The 20,635-nt window shown below is 51.2% G+C and carries 16 protein-coding genes; 4 read left to right on the top strand and 12 right to left on the bottom strand.

Annotation, left to right across the window (positions count from 1 at the left end; genetic code table 11):
* Nucleotides 1-28 precede the first annotated feature (28 nt).
* Nucleotides 29-1,009, bottom strand: a complete 981-nt coding sequence (locus tag IEY46_RS23140; RefSeq protein WP_188995457.1) for a 3'-5' exoribonuclease YhaM family protein — start codon at nucleotides 1,007-1,009, stop codon at nucleotides 29-31.
* A 344-nt stretch (nucleotides 1,010-1,353) separates the two neighbouring features.
* Between IEY46_RS23140 and IEY46_RS23145 the strand changes: the two genes are divergently transcribed.
* Nucleotides 1,354-2,337: an NAD(P)-dependent oxidoreductase gene (locus tag IEY46_RS23145; RefSeq protein ID WP_188995459.1), complete on the top strand. Its 984-nt coding sequence runs from the start codon at nucleotides 1,354-1,356 to the stop codon at nucleotides 2,335-2,337.
* Nucleotides 2,334-3,038: a DUF8692 domain-containing protein gene (locus IEY46_RS23150; RefSeq protein ID WP_188995461.1), complete on the top strand. Its 705-nt coding sequence runs from the start codon at nucleotides 2,334-2,336 to the stop codon at nucleotides 3,036-3,038. The genes IEY46_RS23145 and IEY46_RS23150 overlap by 4 nt, the downstream gene beginning before the upstream one ends.
* A gap of 70 nt (nucleotides 3,039-3,108) precedes the next feature.
* On the opposite strand, the gene IEY46_RS23155 is transcribed toward IEY46_RS23150, so the two are convergent.
* The 3 genes from IEY46_RS23155 to IEY46_RS23165 are packed head-to-tail and all read right to left on the bottom strand — an operon-like array spanning nucleotide 3,109 to nucleotide 6,100.
* The gene (locus tag IEY46_RS23155) at nucleotides 3,109-4,092 is read right to left on the bottom strand and encodes an NAD(P)-dependent oxidoreductase (RefSeq protein WP_188995464.1); all 984 of its coding nucleotides are present in this window, start codon (nucleotides 4,090-4,092) and stop codon (nucleotides 3,109-3,111) included.
* The gene (locus IEY46_RS23160; RefSeq protein WP_188995466.1) at nucleotides 4,089-4,982 is read right to left on the bottom strand and encodes a DUF6807 domain-containing protein; all 894 of its coding nucleotides are present in this window, start codon (nucleotides 4,980-4,982) and stop codon (nucleotides 4,089-4,091) included. Before IEY46_RS23160 ends, IEY46_RS23155 begins: the two co-directional genes overlap by 4 nt.
* Nucleotides 4,979-6,100, bottom strand: coding sequence for a Gfo/Idh/MocA family protein (locus tag IEY46_RS23165; protein ID WP_188995468.1), 1,122 nt, complete (start codon nucleotides 6,098-6,100; stop codon nucleotides 4,979-4,981). The genes IEY46_RS23160 and IEY46_RS23165 overlap by 4 nt, the downstream gene beginning before the upstream one ends.
* Nucleotides 6,101-6,265: 165 nt before the next feature.
* Between IEY46_RS23165 and IEY46_RS23170 the strand changes: the two genes are divergently transcribed.
* Nucleotides 6,266-7,438 (top strand): XylR family transcriptional regulator, encoded by a 1,173-nt coding sequence (locus tag IEY46_RS23170; RefSeq protein ID WP_188995470.1) that lies wholly within the window; start codon nucleotides 6,266-6,268, stop codon nucleotides 7,436-7,438.
* A gap of 125 nt (nucleotides 7,439-7,563) precedes the next feature.
* Here the strand turns inward: IEY46_RS23170 and IEY46_RS23175 are convergent, their stop codons facing one another.
* Nucleotides 7,564-9,174, bottom strand: a complete 1,611-nt coding sequence (locus IEY46_RS23175; protein WP_229750479.1) for an extracellular solute-binding protein — start codon at nucleotides 9,172-9,174, stop codon at nucleotides 7,564-7,566.
* Between IEY46_RS23175 and IEY46_RS23180 the strand changes: the two genes are divergently transcribed.
* The gene (locus IEY46_RS23180) at nucleotides 9,163-9,690 is read left to right on the top strand and encodes a hypothetical protein (protein ID WP_188995474.1); all 528 of its coding nucleotides are present in this window, start codon (nucleotides 9,163-9,165) and stop codon (nucleotides 9,688-9,690) included. The two genes, IEY46_RS23175 and IEY46_RS23180, sit on opposite strands and share 12 nt — an antisense overlap.
* A 318-nt stretch (nucleotides 9,691-10,008) precedes the next feature.
* Here the strand turns inward: IEY46_RS23180 and IEY46_RS23185 are convergent, their stop codons facing one another.
* From IEY46_RS23185 to IEY46_RS23215, 7 genes are all read right to left on the bottom strand, one after another.
* Nucleotides 10,009-10,233: a hypothetical protein gene (locus tag IEY46_RS23185; RefSeq protein WP_188995476.1), complete on the bottom strand. Its 225-nt coding sequence runs from the start codon at nucleotides 10,231-10,233 to the stop codon at nucleotides 10,009-10,011.
* Nucleotides 10,234-10,266: 33 nt separating this feature from the next.
* A complete protein-coding gene (locus IEY46_RS23190; protein WP_188995478.1) occupies nucleotides 10,267-11,028 on the bottom strand; it encodes a sugar phosphate isomerase/epimerase family protein in 762 nt (253 codons plus the stop codon).
* A gap of 152 nt (nucleotides 11,029-11,180) precedes the next feature.
* Nucleotides 11,181-11,417: a hypothetical protein gene (locus IEY46_RS23195; RefSeq protein ID WP_188995481.1), complete on the bottom strand. Its 237-nt coding sequence runs from the start codon at nucleotides 11,415-11,417 to the stop codon at nucleotides 11,181-11,183.
* 703 nt (nucleotides 11,418-12,120) lie between these two features.
* Nucleotides 12,121-13,092 carry an aldo/keto reductase gene (locus IEY46_RS23200; RefSeq protein ID WP_188995483.1) on the bottom strand — a complete coding sequence of 324 codons (972 nt, stop codon included), beginning with the start codon at nucleotides 13,090-13,092 and terminating at the stop codon, nucleotides 12,121-12,123.
* A 96-nt stretch (nucleotides 13,093-13,188) separates the two neighbouring features.
* Nucleotides 13,189-14,181, bottom strand: a complete 993-nt coding sequence (locus IEY46_RS23205; RefSeq protein ID WP_188995485.1) for a Gfo/Idh/MocA family protein — start codon at nucleotides 14,179-14,181, stop codon at nucleotides 13,189-13,191.
* A 73-nt stretch (nucleotides 14,182-14,254) separates the two neighbouring features.
* Entirely contained in the window at nucleotides 14,255-15,370 is a 1,116-nt protein-coding gene (locus IEY46_RS23210; RefSeq protein WP_188995487.1) for a glycoside hydrolase family 88 protein, read from the bottom strand.
* A gap of 16 nt (nucleotides 15,371-15,386) precedes the next feature.
* Complete coding sequence (locus IEY46_RS23215; protein ID WP_188995489.1) at nucleotides 15,387-20,630, bottom strand: CBM96 family carbohydrate-binding protein; 5,244 nt, start codon at nucleotides 20,628-20,630, stop codon at nucleotides 15,387-15,389.
* Between the last annotated feature and the right edge of the window lie 5 nt (nucleotides 20,631-20,635).

Below are 20,635 nucleotides of genomic sequence, written 5' to 3' on the forward strand. Positions count from 1 at the left end.
AGTAGCGGGAACTGACTCTTCTTAAACGTTAATAGGATTCCAGGGCAGCTCGCGGAATATTCGTCCGGTAGACCGCTTTATTCTCAAGTCCTCTGATCATCGGGGTCCAAGGCTCTGTCTCCGGTGTCGTGTCAAGCGCATCCTCCACCATCTGCAGCTTGGCGTCGAGAGCGTCGATATGGTGCAGCGCTACCGCTTCTGCGGTCTGAGGCTGGACCGGGCTGCCCCATTCCCCGAGATTATGATGAGACAACACGAGATGCTGAAGGGCCAGCACACGGTCCGAGTCCAGCGCAATGCCCTCGCGTATAGCCGCTTCCGTAATCCAGTTGGAAGCCATGGAGATATGGCCCATCAGCTTGCCCCTGACGCTGTATTCGGAAACGATACCGAGCTGCGCAATCATTTCCTCCGGTTTGGCGATGTCATGCAAAATAATACCGGCCTGCAGCAAATCCGGATTCAGGAACGGACGCTGCTTGCAAATAAACTCTCCCAACTCCAGCATCCGTACCATATGATAGGCAAGTCCGGCAAAATAAGCATGATGATGCGTCTTGGCTGCCGGATAATGCATCAGCTTCTCTTCAACCTTGCCGATACAGAAGGAGACGATTGTCCTGATTTCCGGGTCTCCTATCTTCTCCATGGCCTGCTTGATGGCATAGACCAGATCAACAGGCCGGATTGGCGCCGAGCGGATAAAATCGGTAATGTTCACCCCGTCATCGGGTTCGGTTTTGCGGATACGCGAGATCTTGATCTGCAGCCGTTCCCGGTAAGTCAGAACGGTGCCCTGCACCTTTACCAGACCCATCGGGAAAAAGGTTTCCTTGTCCGTACTTGAGACATCCCAATACTTCGCCGGCATCTGCCCGCTGGAATCGCAAAGCACAATATCAAAATAATCCTTGGGCGGTGTGCCGTTGGTCTGTTTGACATCAAGCTCCTTCAGCAAATAAAAGCCGACAAACTCGTCTTGCGAATTCAATTGCTTAATCAGTGTCATATCTGAAAAATCCTCCTAAAGCTTCCCTCGTTTCGCGGGCGATGATACACGGTCTCCTTACAGCAGATAACCGGTTGTCCCGGGCCAACGTGTGATCGTTAGGGTTATTATACTACGAAAGCTTATCCAGCCGGAGAAAAATTCATTTTTTGCCGCTTGCAGTGATTGAGAATACACCATTTTGGGTAACGAAAATATACGTCTGCCTTTTTCATGAAACTTCGAATGTTTTATATCTATTTTGCATAAGTCCCATATAGATCTATCGTGCGCCATTCGAACTGGATCCCGTGCGATAAGGTTCTATTAAACCCATGCCGCAGCTGCTCAAGGAGTCGATATCATTGAAGAAGAAGGCTGTTCTTATTACGGCAAGCGGCAAAGATAATTTCACGCCGGAGCAAATATCGCGTCTGGAGCTTGCCGGTGATATTACCTATCACACTGCGCTCGATCCCATTCCTGCCGGCCGTCTGGTGGACCTTCTGCAGGAAGCCGAAGTGGCGGGCCTCACCCCGCGTTCCGTCCCATCCATCGATGCATCATGGATCACGCAGCTGCCCAGGCTTAGAGGCATCGCGGTCTTTGCTACAGGCATCGATTATATCGATCTGGAGCTGCTCGAGGAGAAGGATATCACGCTCTCCAATCTGCCGCAGTACTCCACGATATCCGTCGCGGAACATACCATCGGACTGCTGCTGACGCTTTCGCGACGGATCCATCTGAGCCAGGACCGGGTGCGCGGCAGGGTGCCGGCGGGCACCTCGGTGAAAGGCTGGGAGCTGCGCGGCAAGACGCTTGGCTTGATCGGTCTGGGCCGGATCGGCAGTTATGTTGCCGGTCTGGCACAGGCCTTCGGCATGAATGTGATTGGCTGCGATCCCAGAGAGGATCGCGGCCAGGGTCTGGCTAAAGTATCCAAGGAAGAGCTGCTTGCTTCCTCGGATATTGTCTCTCTTCATTATCCTTCCAGTTGGGGGATAGGTCATAGTTTCGGAGCTCATGAGCTGTACCGGATGAAGCAGGGGGCTTATTTGATCAATGTATCGCGATCCGCGCTGGTGGACAATGCGGCTGTTGTCACCTCTATTGACGAGGGTCATTTGAAAGGTTATGCCGTAGACGATTTCTTCTCTCTGGCCGGAGACACTCTGGCTCAGCGCCAAATTGCAGAGGGGCGGATTCTTCAGACCGGTCATACCGCCTGGTATTCGGAGGAGGTTATTGCACGCGGATATGACAGCTTTGTGGATCATGTGGCGGAACTGCTCCGCGGAGCTTCCCTGGGTACCGTTGTTACCGGAAAGGACGCTAGGCTTTTATGAGAAATGAGACCTTTGAAGCGCGCCTTCATATGATGGAACGATGGATCATCGCATCGGCTTTCATCCTGAGCGCCTTATTCGTAGTCGTGCTTGCGGCTGTCAAATGGCCAAGTTATTGGATCTACCTGGCTGCTGAGCAAACGCCGATGACATGGCTGCAGAGCGTCATCTGGTTCGGATGCGTCCTGATGGCTTTGCTTTGCTGCATGCTGACTTACGCCCGCGATGGCTTTAAGCGCCGCCCGCTAAACTGGCTGCTGCTGTCAGCAGCCTTCGCCTTTCTGATGGCGGATGAGCGCTTCGCTTTTCACGAGCGCGTCCGCGATCATTATTTGAAGTCAACCGGCATCAAGTTCCTTCCCTGGATGGAGGCCGGCGACTTCATTCTGCTGGTCTATGCCATTGTGGCACTCGCGCTGGCGGTATATGTGATCCGCCTCTATCGCGTCCGCCGTCTGGCTCTGGTCTGGCTGATCATCTCCGGAGCCTTGTTCGCCCTGGCGGTAGGAATGGATACCTTCGATGTGTCCCGAATGTCCAAAGCCGCCGAACGCCTGGAGCAGACTCTGGAGGAAATCGTCGAGCTCTTCGCGGTGCTATCGCTGCTCAGCTCGCTTATGCTGATGGTCGTACATCATGTTATGCACGAAGCGCCGGGGCCGGGGCCGGACCCTCAGCCCGAAGCAGATCCTGCTTCTTGACACCACTGGCTCATGATGACGGCCAGTTCTCAGCTGTTAGGGTGGAGGGACGCAAGGCAAGGCCCCTCGCTTACAGGAACTGATCAACAAGCATCTTGGCCCAAAGCTGATTCGCTTGCAGAGTGCGCCCCGCATTATGCGGGGTATGGACCACATTGTGGCGTCCGAGCAGCGGATCGTCCAGCGGCAGCGGCTCGATATCGAACACATCGGCGGCCAGGCTCAATTCATCAGCCAGCACGCGCCTTCTCAGCTCCTCCATATCAACAATGCCGGCCCGCGTCGCCAGCACCACAAGCGTGCCTTTGGGCAGTGCGCGTATATGCTGCGCTGTAACCAGCCCTTCTGTGCTGTCCGTCAGCGGAACCATGGGAACGAAAATCTCCGCATCCCGCACAAGACGGTCCAGATGCCATTCCCGGCGGCTCCCGGCCCGGTGAAACGAAGGCTCTGGCGCATAAGGGTCCCATGCCGCCACATCGGCGCCCAGCATGTGAACGAAGCTTGCATACCGGGAAGCGATGTTCCCCGCGCCTACGATTCGCACCCGTTTGCCCGCTACCGTACCGTTCGTAAAGTTGGGATCGTCACCGAACTGCTCCAGCGGATAATCCCATGGGCCAATGCTTGTCAATATCTCATGATGCAGCTGCGGAATGCGGCGCAGCCCGCAAAGCGTCAAAGCCAGGGCGAACTCCGACACCGACTGCCCCCAGAAACCTTCGGACGGCTGAACATACAGCTTTACACCGCGCTCCTTCAAGCTGTCTTCCACTTCCTGAGCTGCCCGGCCGCCATGTCCCAAAACAATAATCACGGCCTCCTTCAACGCTGCGAACGGCTCCACGCTTTCCTTAGTGACCGGAAGACCCAGTGCAACAAGACGGGTGACCTCCCCCGGGCGATTCACCACTTCATCAAGTCCGCCCTGAAAATCCGGGGAAACCCGAATCAGCTCCGCTTCCCCCTGCTCCTGCCACAATTGCAATAAATGGTCGGCTGAGTACGGCCAAATCCGGTCAAAATCCGGATGTACGACAATAATGCTGCTCATGATCCCATTCCTCCCGTATAATGGTTCCAGCTGTCTTCAATAGCGGGTATGGAAATGTCCCCGCAAAATACATACACGCGAAACCTGAACGTCCTCGACTCTCCCCGCTTAAGATGCCAATCTCCCGCGATGCAGCAGCTCGGCGAGATGCCCAGCTGATGATCCACCCGCCAAGGCACCGGGTGCTCAACATTCCCAGGATGATCCATGAACGCGATGCCCGCGTCATTCAACCGGCCTGCAATGGGCATTTGCACGGCGACCCACCGCGCCCGCTTGCCTTCCGCTTCCGCTGCGTTCAGGCCTTCGCTGTTCAGAGCGGACCCGCCGGTTTCCTCCCGGTAAGGCATGCGCAGAAAAAGTCCTCCATAAGCATATTGTCCAAATGTAATGTCCGTTTCCGCCCGCAGCGTCCACTCCATGTCGAGCTCGTACCGGTCTCCCAAATCGTGTAAAGTCCAGCACTGCTGCTCTACCAGCAGGGGTTGACCGCTTCTGTCTCTCCAATCCGTCGTCACCGTCCAGGATGCCCTGCTGCCTTCCACAGCGGCTTCTTCAAGCAGCCGCGGATGGAACGTTCCGTCATGCTCCCTGTTGCCTCCCAGCTTTTCTTTCCAGAAGCCGGAACCATTGACGTCGTTCAAACCTACGTAGAGCCCATGCTGCCAAGGATGATGCGGCGGCGCGTCCTCGGTCAGAATACCGGCGCCGTCGGGCGCTGCGATAGGATGAATGAAAGGACGCTTGCCGGCTTCGGCTTGTTGAACCAGGATCGGAGAGGATCCGTCTTGACGATAAATGCGGATTTCATATGCGGAACTTACGGCGCGCAGACCGGTTGGTTGAATAGAGTCGGACAATGGGGAATCCCCTTTCAGGCTATTGCTCATTGCGGCCTGCTGGTTTGCTTATAGTCTGGCAGCCGGACTTGCGCGCCATTATTCATGGCCGACTCATGCGCGCAGATTCCGGCACTGGTCCAGTTCGCGGAAGTATACACGTCCGGAAAGGCGGGCCTTCCCTCCACGATGCTCATGATGAATTCATGGGCCATATGCGGATGCGAGCCTCCATGACCGCTGCCCTGTGTAAACGACAGATGCCGGTTGTCATCGGAATCATAGACCCCCTGGGTCGTGTAGGGGCGGATTCCTTCAGGAAGCAAATGCGCATAGTCGGGAACTTCAACACGCTGTGCCTGTTCGCCTGCAAACAGGACGGGCGCTTCCCTCTCCAGCTGCTGCCATTCAAAGCTCATTTTGTCGCCATAGATGTCAAAGCTCTCAACATATTCCCGGGCCGTTTCAAACAGGGAACGCGTCACTTCCATCGCGAGCTCCGAATCCCTCAATCGGAACAAAGCGGATTCCACGGCAAATGGCGAGCCGTAACGGGACGCGAGCTGCTCCCCGATTCTCCCGGATCCAAGGCAGTTCACGGATTCGGCCTCTTTGCCTGCCAAGGCAAGCAGCGGGCTTACAGCATGGGTCGCATAATGCATGGGCGGCAGGCCTTCCCAGTATCCCGGCCAGCCAGCCATCTCCTGCTGATGCGCCCCGCGGAGAAATTGGATGCGGCCCAGTTTGCCGCTGTCCCGCAATTCCTTAACATATAGATACTCCCGCGTATACACGGCGGTTTCCATCATCATATAGTTTTTTCCCGATTGCTGCTGCGCTTCCACTATTCGCCGGCAGTCTTCCAGGGAAGTAGCCATTGGTACGGTGCAGGCTACATGCTTGCCTGCGTTTAGTGCCGCAATGCTCTGCGCCGCATGATTCGGAATCGGCGTATTGATATGAACGGCATCTATCTGAGGGTCTCTCAGCATTTCCTCAAAATCCCCATAGCGGACCGGGATATCAAAGTGTTCCCCCAACTTAGCCAGGTTCTCCGCCGAACGTTGAACGATAGCGTACATTTCTGCATTGGGATGATTCTGATAGATCGGAATGAATTCCGCTCCAAACCCGAGACCGACGATTGCCACCTTGATTTTTTTTCCCATCTCACGTCTCCTTTGATCAATGTATCTTCATCGTAGTGGATTGAAGCGCTTTCGTAAATGAGGTTATTGGATCGTGGTCTATAATATTTTACATTGACGAATGGCCATGAGCGGTATATATTAGCTGCATCTTTACACCACTCCAAGATGGCTGGAGGTCATGGCATGAATCATTTCACACCCGTTGAGCAGCCGCAGAAGCATGTTGCGCTGCTGATCGAAACATCCAACGCCTATGCGCGCGGTCTGCTGAGCGGGGTCAAATCCTATATCCGCAGGCATCGGCCATGGTCCATCTATCTGGGCGAGCACAGCCGGCTCGATACCGACTTGTCCTGGCTGAAGGACTGGAGGGGCGACGGGATAATCGCCCGCATCGAGAATGAGGAAACGGCGAGTTACATCCGGGAGCTTGGCGTTCCGACAGTCGATTTGAGCGCTTCCCGGCTGCTTCCCGAGCTTCCCTGTGTGGAAACCAACAACCGGACAATCGGCAGGTGGGCGGCGGACCATTTGCTGGAACGGGGATACAAGCATTTCGCTTATTGCGGCGACAACCAGTTCGCCTGGTCTGTCCAGCGGGGGCAGTACTTTGGGCAGCGGATTGCGGAAGCTGGCTATTCCTGCACCCATCTTCATCTGGCAGGCAGGAGCTCCACTTTGTCGGAACGGTTGGGAATGGCGGAATGGGTGGAGAAGCTGCCCAAACCGACCGGAATTATGGCATGCTACGATATTACCGCCCTCAAGCTGCTGGAGGCATGCCGGCTCGCGGGTGTGTCCGTTCCGGAGGAAGCCGCCGTCATTGGAGTCGACAATGACGAATTGCTGTGCAATCTGTCTGATCCCCCGCTGTCGAGCATCCGCCCCGATACGCTGCAAACCGGATACCGGGCAGCCCATTTGCTCGATGAGATGATGGCCGGCAGACCGGTAGAGGCCGGCATTCACAGCATCGATCCTCTGGAAACGATCACCCGCATGTCTACCGATGCCATCGCCGTTGAGGATAAATACGTTTCGGATGCGGTGCAGTTCATCCGGCAGCATGCCTATGAGGATATCAACGTCGAGGATGTGCTGCGCAGGATCCCCCTTTCAAGGCGCTCTCTGGACAGCCGTTTTGTGAAAGCACTGGGACGCACCACTCACGAGGAGATCATCCTGATCAAAATGAAGCTGCTCACACGCCTGCTTGCCGAAACCGATATGACGCTGCAGGCTATTGCAGAACGAATCGGCTTCAAATATGCCGAGTATATGAGCACGGTGTTCAAGAAATATGCCGGGATCTCTCCGGGCGCCTACCGGGACCGGCTGAACCTGCCCCTGAAATAATGCAAATAGGGATGCCCTCTGCAGAACAGCTGCTTGGGGCATCCCTATTTTTTATGGAAGCGGGCTACTAAATTAGAGTCTCGCTCAATTGTTTGCAAGAGCTTGCCGGGCTTTATTAGACTTGCTTATTTCTTGCTGTTCGCATCGTAGGCTTCCTGATAAATCTGCAAATAACGTTTGAGGTTCATGTTGTCGAGGTTTTTCAAATAGGTATTCCATTCCTTCTCGAGATCGATATCGCCAGATACTGTTCTGGCCAGAAATTCTTTCTTGTAATCGGTGATGGTCTTGGTCAAATTAGCTAGCTCCTCCGACTGATCTTTGGTAAAGAACAAGGGCGGAACGACTTTATTGCTGTCAATCTTCGCGGGTTCATATTTTTCTTTGGTCTCTTGATACAGAATCGTTTCCTGCGTGCCGGGAGTTCCCGCTTCGCTTAGCCGGAACGCGCTGGTGCGCAGCGAGGGGCCTGTTTGCGCCCATCCGAAATTTTGCAAGCCCGTTAACGTGACTAATCGTTTCCATTTGGCCGGTTCTCCGGCAATCGACGTATCATCGGCCGTGTTTTTCGTCCATTCTTGATCGGGGCGGCCAAAAATAGCTCTCATCGTAGCTTCTTCACTGTACAGGAAATCCGCCATGCGGAAAGCCGCTTCGGGATTTTTGGCCTTGTCCGTAATAATATAGACCCCCTGGGAAAGCCCGTACGGATTCAAGGACACGGACTTCAGTCCGCCCGGTCCTTGCAGAGGAGGAACGGCCGCATAGTCTTTGACACGATCGGCGCTTGGCAGAATAACGCCGGAATAGTTAGCGGGCACCGCGCCCAGGATCATTTCTGTTTGGCCTGACATTTTCTTGATACCATTGACATCCTGAGTAAACGTCTCCGGAGCAATCAGGCCTTCCGCATACAGTTTATGCAAATACGCGAGCCCGTCTTTCCAACCCGGCTGGGTGAATGCAACGTCAACTTTCCCGTTGTTCACGATCATATCGTTCATATCTTTTTCCACAAACGCGGACATCAGGAACATTTCAGGACCTGAATTCACATAGCCTGCGAGCGCAATTTCATCCTTCTTGCCATTGCCATTGGGATCGTTTTCTTTAAAAGCTTTGAACACTTGATAGAATTCTTCCGTCGTGGCCGGCATCTGAAGTCCGAGCTTGGTGAGCCACTCTTGATTGATCCACATTTTCTGAGACATGGTGCAGTGATAACATTCGTTGACTTGAGGCAAGCCGTACATGTTCCCGTCAGGCGCTGTTATGGTATCCTTCGCATAAGGGACAGCGTCGAACATTTTTTTGGTTTCCACGCCGTATTTATCGATCAGATTACTTAACGGCATGAAGACACCGTCCTTCCCGTACAGGGACATTTGCACCGGCGTTACATTGAAGCCCATAATGACATCGGGGTAATCGCCGCCTGCCAGCGTAATATTCAATTTTTCCTGTGCCGATTTTTCTGGCGCTACTTCCCATTCGATATGAATATTGGTCTGGTCCTCCAGCCACTTGATAAATTCATTAGTTGCGAAATTTTCCACCAGGCTGCTGCCGTACATCAGAACTTTAAGGGTCGTTTTGGTTTGCGTGATTGGCATAGTGCCTGCTTCCGTTACACTTGCTGTCTCGTTCTCCTTCCCGGACTTTTCTTCCTTCTGCGAGCAGGCGCTTAAAGCGAAAAAACGCTTCAAATATGGGAGAAGAGTCTTTTGGCGTCCCATTATATCTACCCAATTAAAACAAACGACCGTTCAGGCGTTATGTATTTAAACGGTGAAGGGAAATACACGATCTATCTGGCAGGTGAACTTTCGAAGCCACTCACAATAGCAGATCCAAAAGATGTAATTAAGTTTTATATTAATTCATCTCTATCCACAGTACTTACTACCAAACGCGATCGTCTGGTGTTTAGCAACTGGTTAGGGACAACCATGTTTAACTTAGTGAAAAAGGACATAAGCTACGACGAAAAGGGCCAGGCAAAAATATACCCTGGTTCCTCGTTCTATGCTAACGGCAAATTCTACAGGACTCAATCAGACAAGACATCTTCAATCCTAACGTTTGATGAGAACTTTAAGCTACTCTCCACTACGGCATTTAAACTGACACCTCGCTACCTTGAAAGTGGCGCTGGAACCACGATGACCGGTGGTGTGGTTCGGTTTTGGGGTTTTAACAACTATCAGAACACCAATTCGCTGCAGGTCACCAGCCTTGACTTGAGCAAATAATGAGGTATCCATCGCGCAGTCCGCTTCCATTAAGGAAGCGGACTGCTTCATCTTTTTTTGAGCTGGCCAACCGCTGGATATGTTTTTGCCAGTGATTTGAAGACTACCGGCAGGCAGCGTTCTTCCAAAACATTTCTCCATAGCCTTTGGGGTAATCTCCCTGAGCACGCATGCTTTGGCGGTAGCCGCGCACTGCGGTGAGTCGATCAGGACACCATACTGAAACTAATAGAATCGCTTTTAAAATAGGTATCCGGATTTTATGGTGGAACCATGCCTATCAAATATCCAGTTGTTACTCGATTAACGTCGTACTTTTCATTTCAACGTCTTTTTTAGCCCCATGGCTACTATAGCATCCAGAATCCCAGCCCTATACGCCCCGGCTGATATAGGATTGGTCAGCGAACCCTTAATTCGCCCCATGACGGTATCTTTGGCTTGCTCATCGATTTTGTTAATGAAGGTTGTTTTAATTGCGTCAGCAGCATCGTAAAAGCCAAGTTTAACTGCAACATAATGGAGATCAATTATCTGATCCATCGTCGCACCTTGATTTCATCCACCAACGTTTTGCTACGATTTAAGCAATCGGCGCAGCTCGCCGGCGTCCTCCAAGAACTGCTTTGGATCGTTGCCGCGGACAAATTCAAGCAGTGCAAATCGACTGTTCCCCGCTGATGAAGAAATGCGATGGAAAAACTCTCCCCACTCCTCCGATCCGCTGGAGAGTGGATACCGTTCGCCAAGCTGCAAATAATACACATGAACATCTGCCAGAAACGGCAGCACGCCGTCCAAGGATTCCAGTTGCTCCCCGAATGTCAGCAGTGTTGGAGGCTGCCAGTTAGTCCCAACATTGGGATGACCCACAGCCTCAAGCAATGCAAGGGTAGACTCAAGGGTATCCGTCAAAGTATTCGCATGGTACTCTAAATGAATGCGGATATTCTCCTGCTGCGCTTGATTGGCAACGCGGATGATGTCAGCGATTACCTGATCGCGCCAGCCCAACTCCACCTTCTCACTTCCCTTGTTGCCCGCCCAAATACGTATCGCTGGAGCGCCCAAGGCAATCGCACTGGACAGAACGTCCTCGAAATATGGTACATCCGAATCATACACGCCAGCCTTGTAATAAGAACCGTAGGAGGCGATGATTAGTCCTGCTTCTTCCGTTAAACGTTTTACCCGTTTTGCGACTTCCACATTGCCATGAGGCACATGGATGTCCCCTCCCCATTCGATTGCATCCAGTCCAGCCTGGACCGTCAGCCTAATGATTTCTTCAGGCTGCAAATTACGAAACGTAACCGACAACATTCCAGTGTGTAACATACCCGCCCACTCCTCCTATAATGGTTGTAAATGGAGCTCTGAAGTCAGCCCCCCTCGCCTCTTATGTCGCAGGTCAACTCAGAGACGGTGTGGAAACGAGAAGCAATCGCCACTCTTCACATCAACTCGAACACTTTGACCTTCCAGTTCGATCAGCAAATTTCCTGCCAATCCTGTGCCCCCTTCTTGTCCGTGCCGCTTCGCTGGCCTTCATCCAGCACCAGGAACGTCATCTCCGAGTCAAAACGAAGTGTTCGTTCAATAATGCTAACATTGCGCAAAACGTAGGAGGATGGTTCTTCATACTTAGGCGCATGGACAAGAGCAACTCTCCCCTCCCAATCCGCAGCGTTTTCCAGCGAGTCTCGTTCATCTAGTTCAACGATCATCCGATTGTTCCCATAGAAATTTATCCCCGTGCGCAGAATGCTTATATGCGAATTCTGCAACAAGAAAAAAGGCAAAATGTGACCGTTGCCTTTGTAGCAATTTTACTCCCTTTCCTCAGTTGCTGTCGATAGCAGCAGAAGCGCATGATTTAAGTACGAAATGCCGGCGCTATCAACCCGATGTCTCCTCAGATCGCCATTTTGGAAATTGGCAATTAGCGGATCTATTACAGCGCGCAACGATTTCATACTGTGAAAAGCAATATCAAGGATAGGATTATAAGCGAATACGGCCTTAGCCCGATTTTTGCCAATGGGTTCCTTGTTATCGATATTCGAATTTCCGAACATGTCTGTCAGAGTCGGTAAAACGTTTGTTCAATACCGAAACGAGGTGCGGATTCAGGCTTCGTTGAAGGACCTTCACGATATCGACGACAACATCATTCATAATTCCGGCCTGGTAGGTTATTCACGACCTGAGCCACTATAACAAGTTGTTCAAGCTGTATCTGCGCATGACTCCTGGGCAGAACCGGTCCCGATACCGAGGTTCTTGGCGTCCATTACTATCACAAGTAATTTGGAGGATTTCAATGGCTACCATTACCGGTTCGGGTTTACCAACAACAGGGCTCAAGACCCGAGGCTGATTCAGCCCTGGATCTTGAGCTTTTTTTCCGTGAAATACGGGATTGTTATTTCAATGAGCCTCCAACATGCGAATTGAATTCAAATCAAGCTGCACTTCAACGGCTGCAAGACTATCATCCAATTGCTCCATATTTTTCGGACCAATAACCGGGTAGACAGGAAAGGCGTGCGCCGGTGAGAGCATATAGGCAAGCGCTATAACCGAACAAGATAAGTCTAAATCACGCGCCATATGCTGGACTCGTTCCAGACGGGCAAAGTTGATTTCATTGTAGTAGTGGCGCCCAGCCAATGAATCTGATTGACCATCACCCGGGGCATATTTCCCACTAAAGAAACCATTTGCCTGAGAACTGTAGGGTATGGCAGACAAGCCGCCTTCCTCGTGATATTGTGTCATCCAGGCATCCATGGATACCAAGGTCGGATCTGACAAACGATGCCGATTTACATTTGCCAGGCTCCACATCATCTGGTTGGCGACAAACCCCCGCTTGCCACTTTCTTTGGCATATCGGCACGCTTCCTGTATCCGCGGAAGTGACCAGTTCGAGCACGCGTAATAACGAATATTCCCGGCTTTCACTTGATCCTCCAGAGTTTCAATTATCTCTGCAGCCGGTTTTGATGGATCATCTCTGTGCAAATAATACAAATCGATCGTATCCGTCTGAAGATTATGCAGGCTTTGGTGCAAATCCGACACAATATCTTCTCGTTGCAGTCGAAAGAAGGCGCCATTGTTCAAGCGTGGGCACGCTCCTTTGGTACCAATGATGATGTCTTGGCGGTGGCCTCGCAGTTTCAGCCATTTCCCCAGCGTTTTCTCGCTTATACCTTTAACAGGCCACTGCCAATCCGCATAATTTAATGAAGTGTCAAGGAAATTTCCGTGTACTTCATAATAACGATCTAACAGACGGAAGGATCCAGCTTCATCGATGCTGCTGCCGAACAAAGCTGTACCAAGCACCAGCACTGAAGCATTTAAATCCGTTTGAGGCAAAACGAGCCTTTGCATATAAACGCCCACTCTCTATGATATTGGCAACGTTGATACTGCTGGAGTTGGAACAGTCGAATGTGGAAGAGTCGAGCTGATCAATCCGATATCGTCTCATGCCCGTTCAACGTATTGCTCCTTGCCTGAAACAGCTGACGCATAGACCTTCTCGAGAATCGCGATAATGTCTCTGCCGTACGATGGCGGGCAACCAGTCTCTCCACCGCTTGAGATAGCCTGCAGCAAATCCTTGTACTGCAATTCAAAGGGCGACGCTGAGTGAGGAACTTCCACTCGCACGTAGGGGCCGCCCGTGCTTAGCCACAGACTGTCCCCCGTTTTCAGCATTAACATCCCCTTCGTGCCGATAATCTCCGTCTCATTGCGCGCCGCCCCGACATATCCGCCCTGTACGATCGCGGCAGGCATTCCGTTCTCCAACTCCAGATAAAGCAAGCCGCTTCCTTCCACATCTCCTCTGCTGCCGTAATGGCTGATAGACGTGCTCACCTTGCGTACCCGGCTCCCTGTCAACCACTGGATTTTGTCGATGGAATGCGTCCCCAGATTGGCTAAAATACCTCCGCCCGACCTCATCTTCTCCAGAAACCAATCCGGCCTGGAGTTTTGAAAATAATAGGTGTGACGGATATCGTGAATCATAACCAAATCGCCGATGAGTCCGCTATCGATCATGAACTTGGCCTGTATGTTCTCCGCCATGTAATGCTGTGTATGGCCTACCAATATGCGAGATTTCCCGAGCTGTGCTGCTTGTATGATTTCGTCGCACTCGGCGACGGATAGTGCCATCGGCTTTTCCAGCATCATATGACAACCATGCGAGGCAGCGAAGAGCGCTGCTTCCTTATGCAAGTAATGAGGCAATGCGATCGCAACGATATCCGGACGTTCCCGTCGAATCATCTCCCGATAGTCCAGATACGCCGAGATTCCGTATTGAGCCGCTGCCGCTTCCACTCGTTCCTTGTTCAGATCCGCAACGGCACATGCCCGTAAACCCTCCACCGCTGCAACCGCACTAAAATGATGGCCTGTAATCGCACCGGCTCCAATAACGGCAACCGTCAGCTCGGCTTTCGCCATGATGTATCCACTCCCTCCTTCACCCATAACGATTGAATCAGCATCCTTGCCCGTTTCCTTCTATCACTTGCGCCTACCAATAGCCTTTGGATTTATTGGTCATGCGCATCAAAGCCTCCAGATAATAATAATCTCCGAATATAAGAAATCCGTCCGGCACATAATTATTGCTTACATGATAGGCGCCATGCTTGATCAGCCCCTGCAAATCCGGTTCGTCCATCGTTGATGTTTCGCGAATCAAGGCATCCATGATTTCTCCGGCTGCCTTCGAAAAATACACGAAGTCGGAAGAATCTTTCTCCAAATGCTCCAATATTTCAAGGATGCCGCATAAGGCTATCGCCGTAGCAGAGCTGTCTCTCGGGGTATCGTCATTACGCTCTGCTTCGAAATCCCAATGTGAAATTAGATCGGCGGGGAGTTGCTCAATAAAGTATTTGGCCATGCGAATGCCTGTTTCGAGAAATGCTTTGTTCTTCGTATATCGATAGGATAAAGGGAAGCCGTACACCCCCCAGGACTGCCCTCTGGACCAAGTCGATCCATGATGCAGCCCTTGATGTGTAGCGCCCCCGACGGGCTGGCCGTTCGCCGGATCAAATACAAACGTATGATAGGATGAATCATCGCCTCGCACAAGAAATTTTCTGCTCTTCTCGGCTTGTTTCCGGGCAATTGTCAATAAACGGTCATCGCCTGTTTCGCCAGCTGTCCAATATAGAATAGGTAGATTCAACAAACAATCGATAATGATTCTGCCACTATGAGTCGTATCCCCTTTATCCCCCCACGCTTGGATATACTGCCCTTCCTCATTCCAGCGATCAGCCAGCTTCCGGGCCGCCTCGATCGCAAGTTCCCGGGCGGACTCATCCTTGCGGATCATCCACTGGGCCTGAGCCGATAACGTGTACAAAAAGCCGATATCGTGATCAATATTCACATTTTGATCCAGTCTTTCGCGGAAGCTTGGCAGCAAGCCCTCTGCAACCTCGGCAAACCGGCTATCACCCGAATATTCGAACAGCAGCCACAGCACCCCGGTCCAGAATCCGTTCGTCCAGGTCGTATTCCCGTACAAGGCGAAACCGCCCTTCTCCTCTCCCACATGAGGGAATTGCTCCACGTAAATCTTCAAATTTTTCAACGTTTTCTCTACTGCACGATCCAAAGCTGCTTGATACACGCCAAGCCCTCCGATTCTAATAGGATAATATGAAGCCGGGTTTAATCATTCCATTGCTGCTGTTAAAATCCATATAGCTTGTAGTACTGACATCCTCCATAACGACAACCAGACTTGCCTCTCCTCCCGAACGCATCGCGGCGTAAATAAAGTCGCTTATATCCCATTCATACACCGCTGCCGTTGGTCCAACCGGAATCGCATCCAGCTTGAAAGCAGAGATCCCTACACCTGTTACGTCGCCGGTGGTTGGGTTATGGTTAGGGGCATTATTGAAAGTAATGGCGGTTGAAGTCCAGCTATTATCGATAATCCCATAAACCGTAATCGGAACTTCCTCCAGCGATGTCGTGTTTTTTCCATACATCCGCAACACGGCCTCATTAACGCGGTTCGTTTGAATCGATTCCAAATCAATTTTTAAGTAGGATTTTCGGTCAGCGCCCGTCCCGCTTGCATTTTTCACTACGAGATGGGTGGAGTACTCCAGATTGCTGTTGGCATATGTCCCTCCCCAAATAAAGGCAGACTGATTGATCTGTTGAACAATCGGCCGATACATGGATAATGTTGCCGGCTGGTTACCTAACCGTCCGTCAACCGTTAGCAACACATTCCCGTCGGATTCATCCACTAGAATAAAGCTTGCCGTTCCACCGAGCGGCCTGCCTCGCAGAAACTTGCTTACATCTACAGAATAATCTCTATTCGTCCCGGAAGCCAGAACGGTGGCGATCGGAACCGCGGCATCGGGAAGATCTGTAATCGTTGTATCGCCCGATTCATGATTTGAAGAATTGCTCCAGGTTAAGCCGGCTTCCGTCCAGCTATCATCCATAATTCCGTAGACGCTGATGGGCGTACTCGCATTCGGACTGCTAGACGAAGCCCGGAAACGCAGAATACCCTTGCCCAAGTCGGCGGAAGCATAGTCGCCAAGGTCAAATTTCAAATAAGAGATTCGATCATCTGCCGCATCGGGAGCATCCATCAATTGCATCTCGGCAGTTCCCGTCTGAGGCGAAGCGCTATATGTTCCGCCACGGACATAAGCCGTATCCTCGGCTACAATGTCAATACTTTCTTTGATCGTCAGCTGCGGCGGTCTTGAGCCGCTTTCTTTGCTCGGAATAAAGATCCAGTCATTCGTATTATGATCCGCTACAATCATAAAGCTGACATATTTGTTGGCAAGCCCGTGAGTCTGGACAAAATCGGTCACATCCACCTCATGCCACGCATAATTGGCATCTTCAAGGCTGATCGTATCGATGAGATAGGCGGTCGTGCCTACTCCCGTAATCGTCGTTTTGCCGGATCCGTCACTCGCAATATTAGGCGCGTTCAACCAGGTTAAGGAATCCTCATCCCAGCTGTTGTCCACAATGCCATAGATCGATAATTCCACGGGATTGTACGGCGCGGCATTATCGTAAGCATAGAATCGGAATGTCGATTCCGACACATGATTGCCCGAATAGTTAATTAAATCAAATTTCACATAGGATACCATATCTCCGCCGGCCGCTCCCGTATTGCGGACTCCAATCGTCGTATATTCGCCAAGAACCCGATTCGGTTCTTGCTCCTTCGCATAGGCATCCTCTGACGCATTGATTTTGTAAGCTTGGTTGCTTAATGTCGGAGCAGCTTTGAGCGGTGCTACTATCGTGATGTATTCCCCGTCCCTTGTGAAGGGATAAGCAACGCCATCGACGTTAACTTGGGTGAAAACTTCGTCTCCCGCATTGAAGGTCAACGTCGTCATTCGATATGGTGTCGAATCATTAACCTCATTCTCGATGTTAATGATGCCCGTGTCATAAGCAATGGATAAGCCGCGCAAAACCTCGTCGCTATGAGCATACAGCTTATGATCGATCATCAAGCGATTGTCGTTGCTAATCTCGAGGTTCATCATATCCTGATTCGCGTTCCGCCTAAGAAGCATAAAGCCAGCTTCCTCGGTCGCATGGCTAATATCATATTGGATAATGACTTCTTCGCCATCATCCTTCGTAACGCGAATGCCATCAGGAGTATTCAGCATTTGGGCAATTCCATTGGCCGCCTCGGGATCATATTCATGGATAGCGACAAATTCCCCATCCCCTTCAACAGTCTGGCGGGCAGCGAGCACGGGGATTTTCACATTCTGCTTATTCGCAGTGCCATAGGATCGTGCCTCGAATACATCCATCTGCTGGTCATTCAGCATCGTGATTCGATAGGATTTGTTAATATCCGTGTCATCAGTGAAATCAGCCGACCAGTTCCCCGTCGTCGTTCCTTGACCGAGCAGTTCGGTATACTGGTAGCCGTTAGCCGTTCCCAGATTCCCCGTTTGAGGACTTGTAGCAAGACTAAGCTCCATCGTGCTATCCGGCACCCGAGCGAACCAATCAAAGGTTACTTCGTCATACGTACGCAATTTAAATACATCCAGCATCCAATCATCGACGCTTATTAACGCTCGGCGATATTGCTGAACATCGGCGAAGATGCCGTCGGCTGCCGCCGCGCTGTAATGCATGGAATTGGTGTGGCCCAAGGCCAGGAACGAACCGCTGATTCCAGCCTGATTCGCATCCGGAACGACAACCGTATTATGGGCGGCAGACATTCGATAATAATTTTCCGCTGAATCCGTGCCATATGGACCAATCCCCAGATCATCGAGCCATACCCGATCATTGCCGTATGTCGTAATATTCAGCTTGTCGTAATGATCGTGAGAGCCGGTAAACATGCCGTAATCCATCGTACTCATATAAGTTTGTCCATTGTAATAGTTGCGGGTAAGCACGGTTCCAATCGCGCTCATGTTGGCATCGTTAAGAAGGAAGGGCTCCGTTGAGTTCGGAACATGGCGAAAGCCGGTCAACAAGGAGTACAGGTCGGCATCGCTTCTCTCGACTGTCATATAGGCCTGGTTAAGGAATGATCTGTACTGAGATGAAGCAGCTTGAAATTCTCTGTCTGCCGTTTCCATCATCCATATATAAATGGGGGTTATGAGATTCGGTTTATAAGGAGAATCGTTATTCGCTTGCATCGTTAAATCAGGATACGGCAAATTCAACATCGCATCAAACATCGATTTCAGCTTGTTGTTCCCCGTATACAGGTTCTCACCTACATTGCTTCCGAAACGTTGCGCGGCATCCGCGAGGAAAATATATTCCTTAAGAACAAAGCCGTGATAGCTCGGCGTACCCTCGAACCAGAAACCGTCCTCGCCTACACCGTAATCCAGCAATTCATTAAACATCCCCATGGCCTCTCCCGCTTGCGCGGTCGGCGTGTAGCCTTCTTTGGCTTCTGTTATCAAGTCCGCGTCATCATACAAATAACCAACCAAGCCAAGCGCCGCGTCTTGAATCACCTGGAAATTATTTGTGCTGAAGCTGCGTTTCATAACATCGGCCGAAGGATACAGCATGTCCTCTCGAATAGCTTTCTTATATGCGGTGTCAAACACGCCGGAGTTATACAAATTATCCACTGCATACACCATAGGCGTAACAAAATAAGCCCCTTCACTCAGTACGGAGTAGAACACCCTGGAGGCGATTGGCCTAATGGGAGAAACGACGTCATGCAGCGCGTATTGCGGGTATTTATCAGCAAACTCTTTGACGATCTCCCCCGCTTTCTCCGCATAAGCGGTTTCGCCTGTCAACACGTACAAGTAGGACAAATACATGGCAGCATCCGTATGGTATTGAATCCACTTCGAATACCAGCCTTTTGTAATAGCTTCCATCTGGCTTTCGGTCGCGGTCTCGTTGGCTAAGCTGATAATCAAATCATCCGAAGGGTCGCTCGGATCTATGCCGGGCGATTTGAACTCTGCGACCAGATAATACGTGTCATAGTCATACCCCATTGCGAGAATATCCTGGTAAGACTTGTATTCAAAGGTCAAAGCTACATTATTAATGGGATCGGTGAATCGATTCTCCCAAATATAGTCCGAATCCGGGATGAGCTCTATATCCCTGGTCAACCAGCCATTGTATCTCGATTTGTAGCTATTCACGACATCCTCGGCCCAGCGATATCCGAATATGGTATCTTTAATCGACTTCACGTGAATAAAATGAGGGCGGGTATTCGACAGCTCCCCTACATTCAGCTCAAAGTTATCGATGTAGGCTTCATCGATCCCTAATGGCGAATGAAGCTCTACATATAAAGCAATAACGACATTGCTTCCTGTGGAGCCACTAATAGCGCTTACGAGATCCGTCCCTTCCGAGGTGCCTAGCTCCCATTCCGTAACCGAATCCGGATCGATGCCGCCATCATGCCAGGTGTGGTTCGAAAGCTCGGTTGCCGTATACATGCCTGCGCCACCAGCGCTCGAGGACAGGCTGTCCCATTCCGACTCAGGGAGAATGACAAGCCTCAGCACATTGCTCTGTGCAGACAATGAGTTGAATAGCTGAAAGTCTGCCGTCGCGATCAAATCGGAGGGTCCGGTGAAGAAGGAAGGCAGCGTTAGCCGTTGTCCCAGCAGCACGGCTCCTTTGGAGGCGGCCGTCCCGGTTATTTTCAGGAAATGCCCAGGCACTCCCCCCTCCTCTTCTACCGTAACCGTAAAGTTGGGGTCGGCCGAAACATCCGTCTTGGCGTACTTAACCTCCCAACCACCGGCCGTTGCAAGATCCGTGTCCAATGTCGTTTCAAAGCCCGTATCCATAAAGCTTGCGCCGCCCGTGTAAGCAAGGCGAAGCTTGCTTATATACACGGGAGAAGAACCGGCCGTCCAGCTCATCTTCAAATAGTTGGCGTTCTGCAGCCCTTGCAGCTCGAATACGAGACGATTCCAAGAGCCATCCCGAACCCCTTCATTGACAAGGGATGGACTAACGGCGGTATAGTTGATCTGATCCTCGGAAATTTGAAAGTTTATGGAAGGCAATGCCTGGGAAGGATCAACATATGCGACAACTATCAATGATCTTATATCATTTGCTTGATAGATCATCTGGGGATTTGCGCCGTTGTCGGACACAAACGAGGCGTCGGCTTCCACATAACCGGCCCCAGGATCGGATACATCTCTGACGGCAATATCCGAATAAGAATAAAGCTTAGTCAAATCATTATATTCGTCTTGAAGAATTAACCCGCCATCATCCTCATTGAGGGGAAATGCGGCTGCCACGTTGGATGCGGTAGGATATAACGTAAGATGAGAACTCACACAAAGCATGGCCAGCAACAGCAACGCCCACTTGCGCAATTTTTTCACTTCAA

It is taken from the genome of Paenibacillus nasutitermitis, assembly GCF_014641075.1.
GTDB classification, from domain to species: domain Bacteria; phylum Bacillota; class Bacilli; order Paenibacillales; family Paenibacillaceae; genus Paenibacillus_Z; species Paenibacillus_Z nasutitermitis.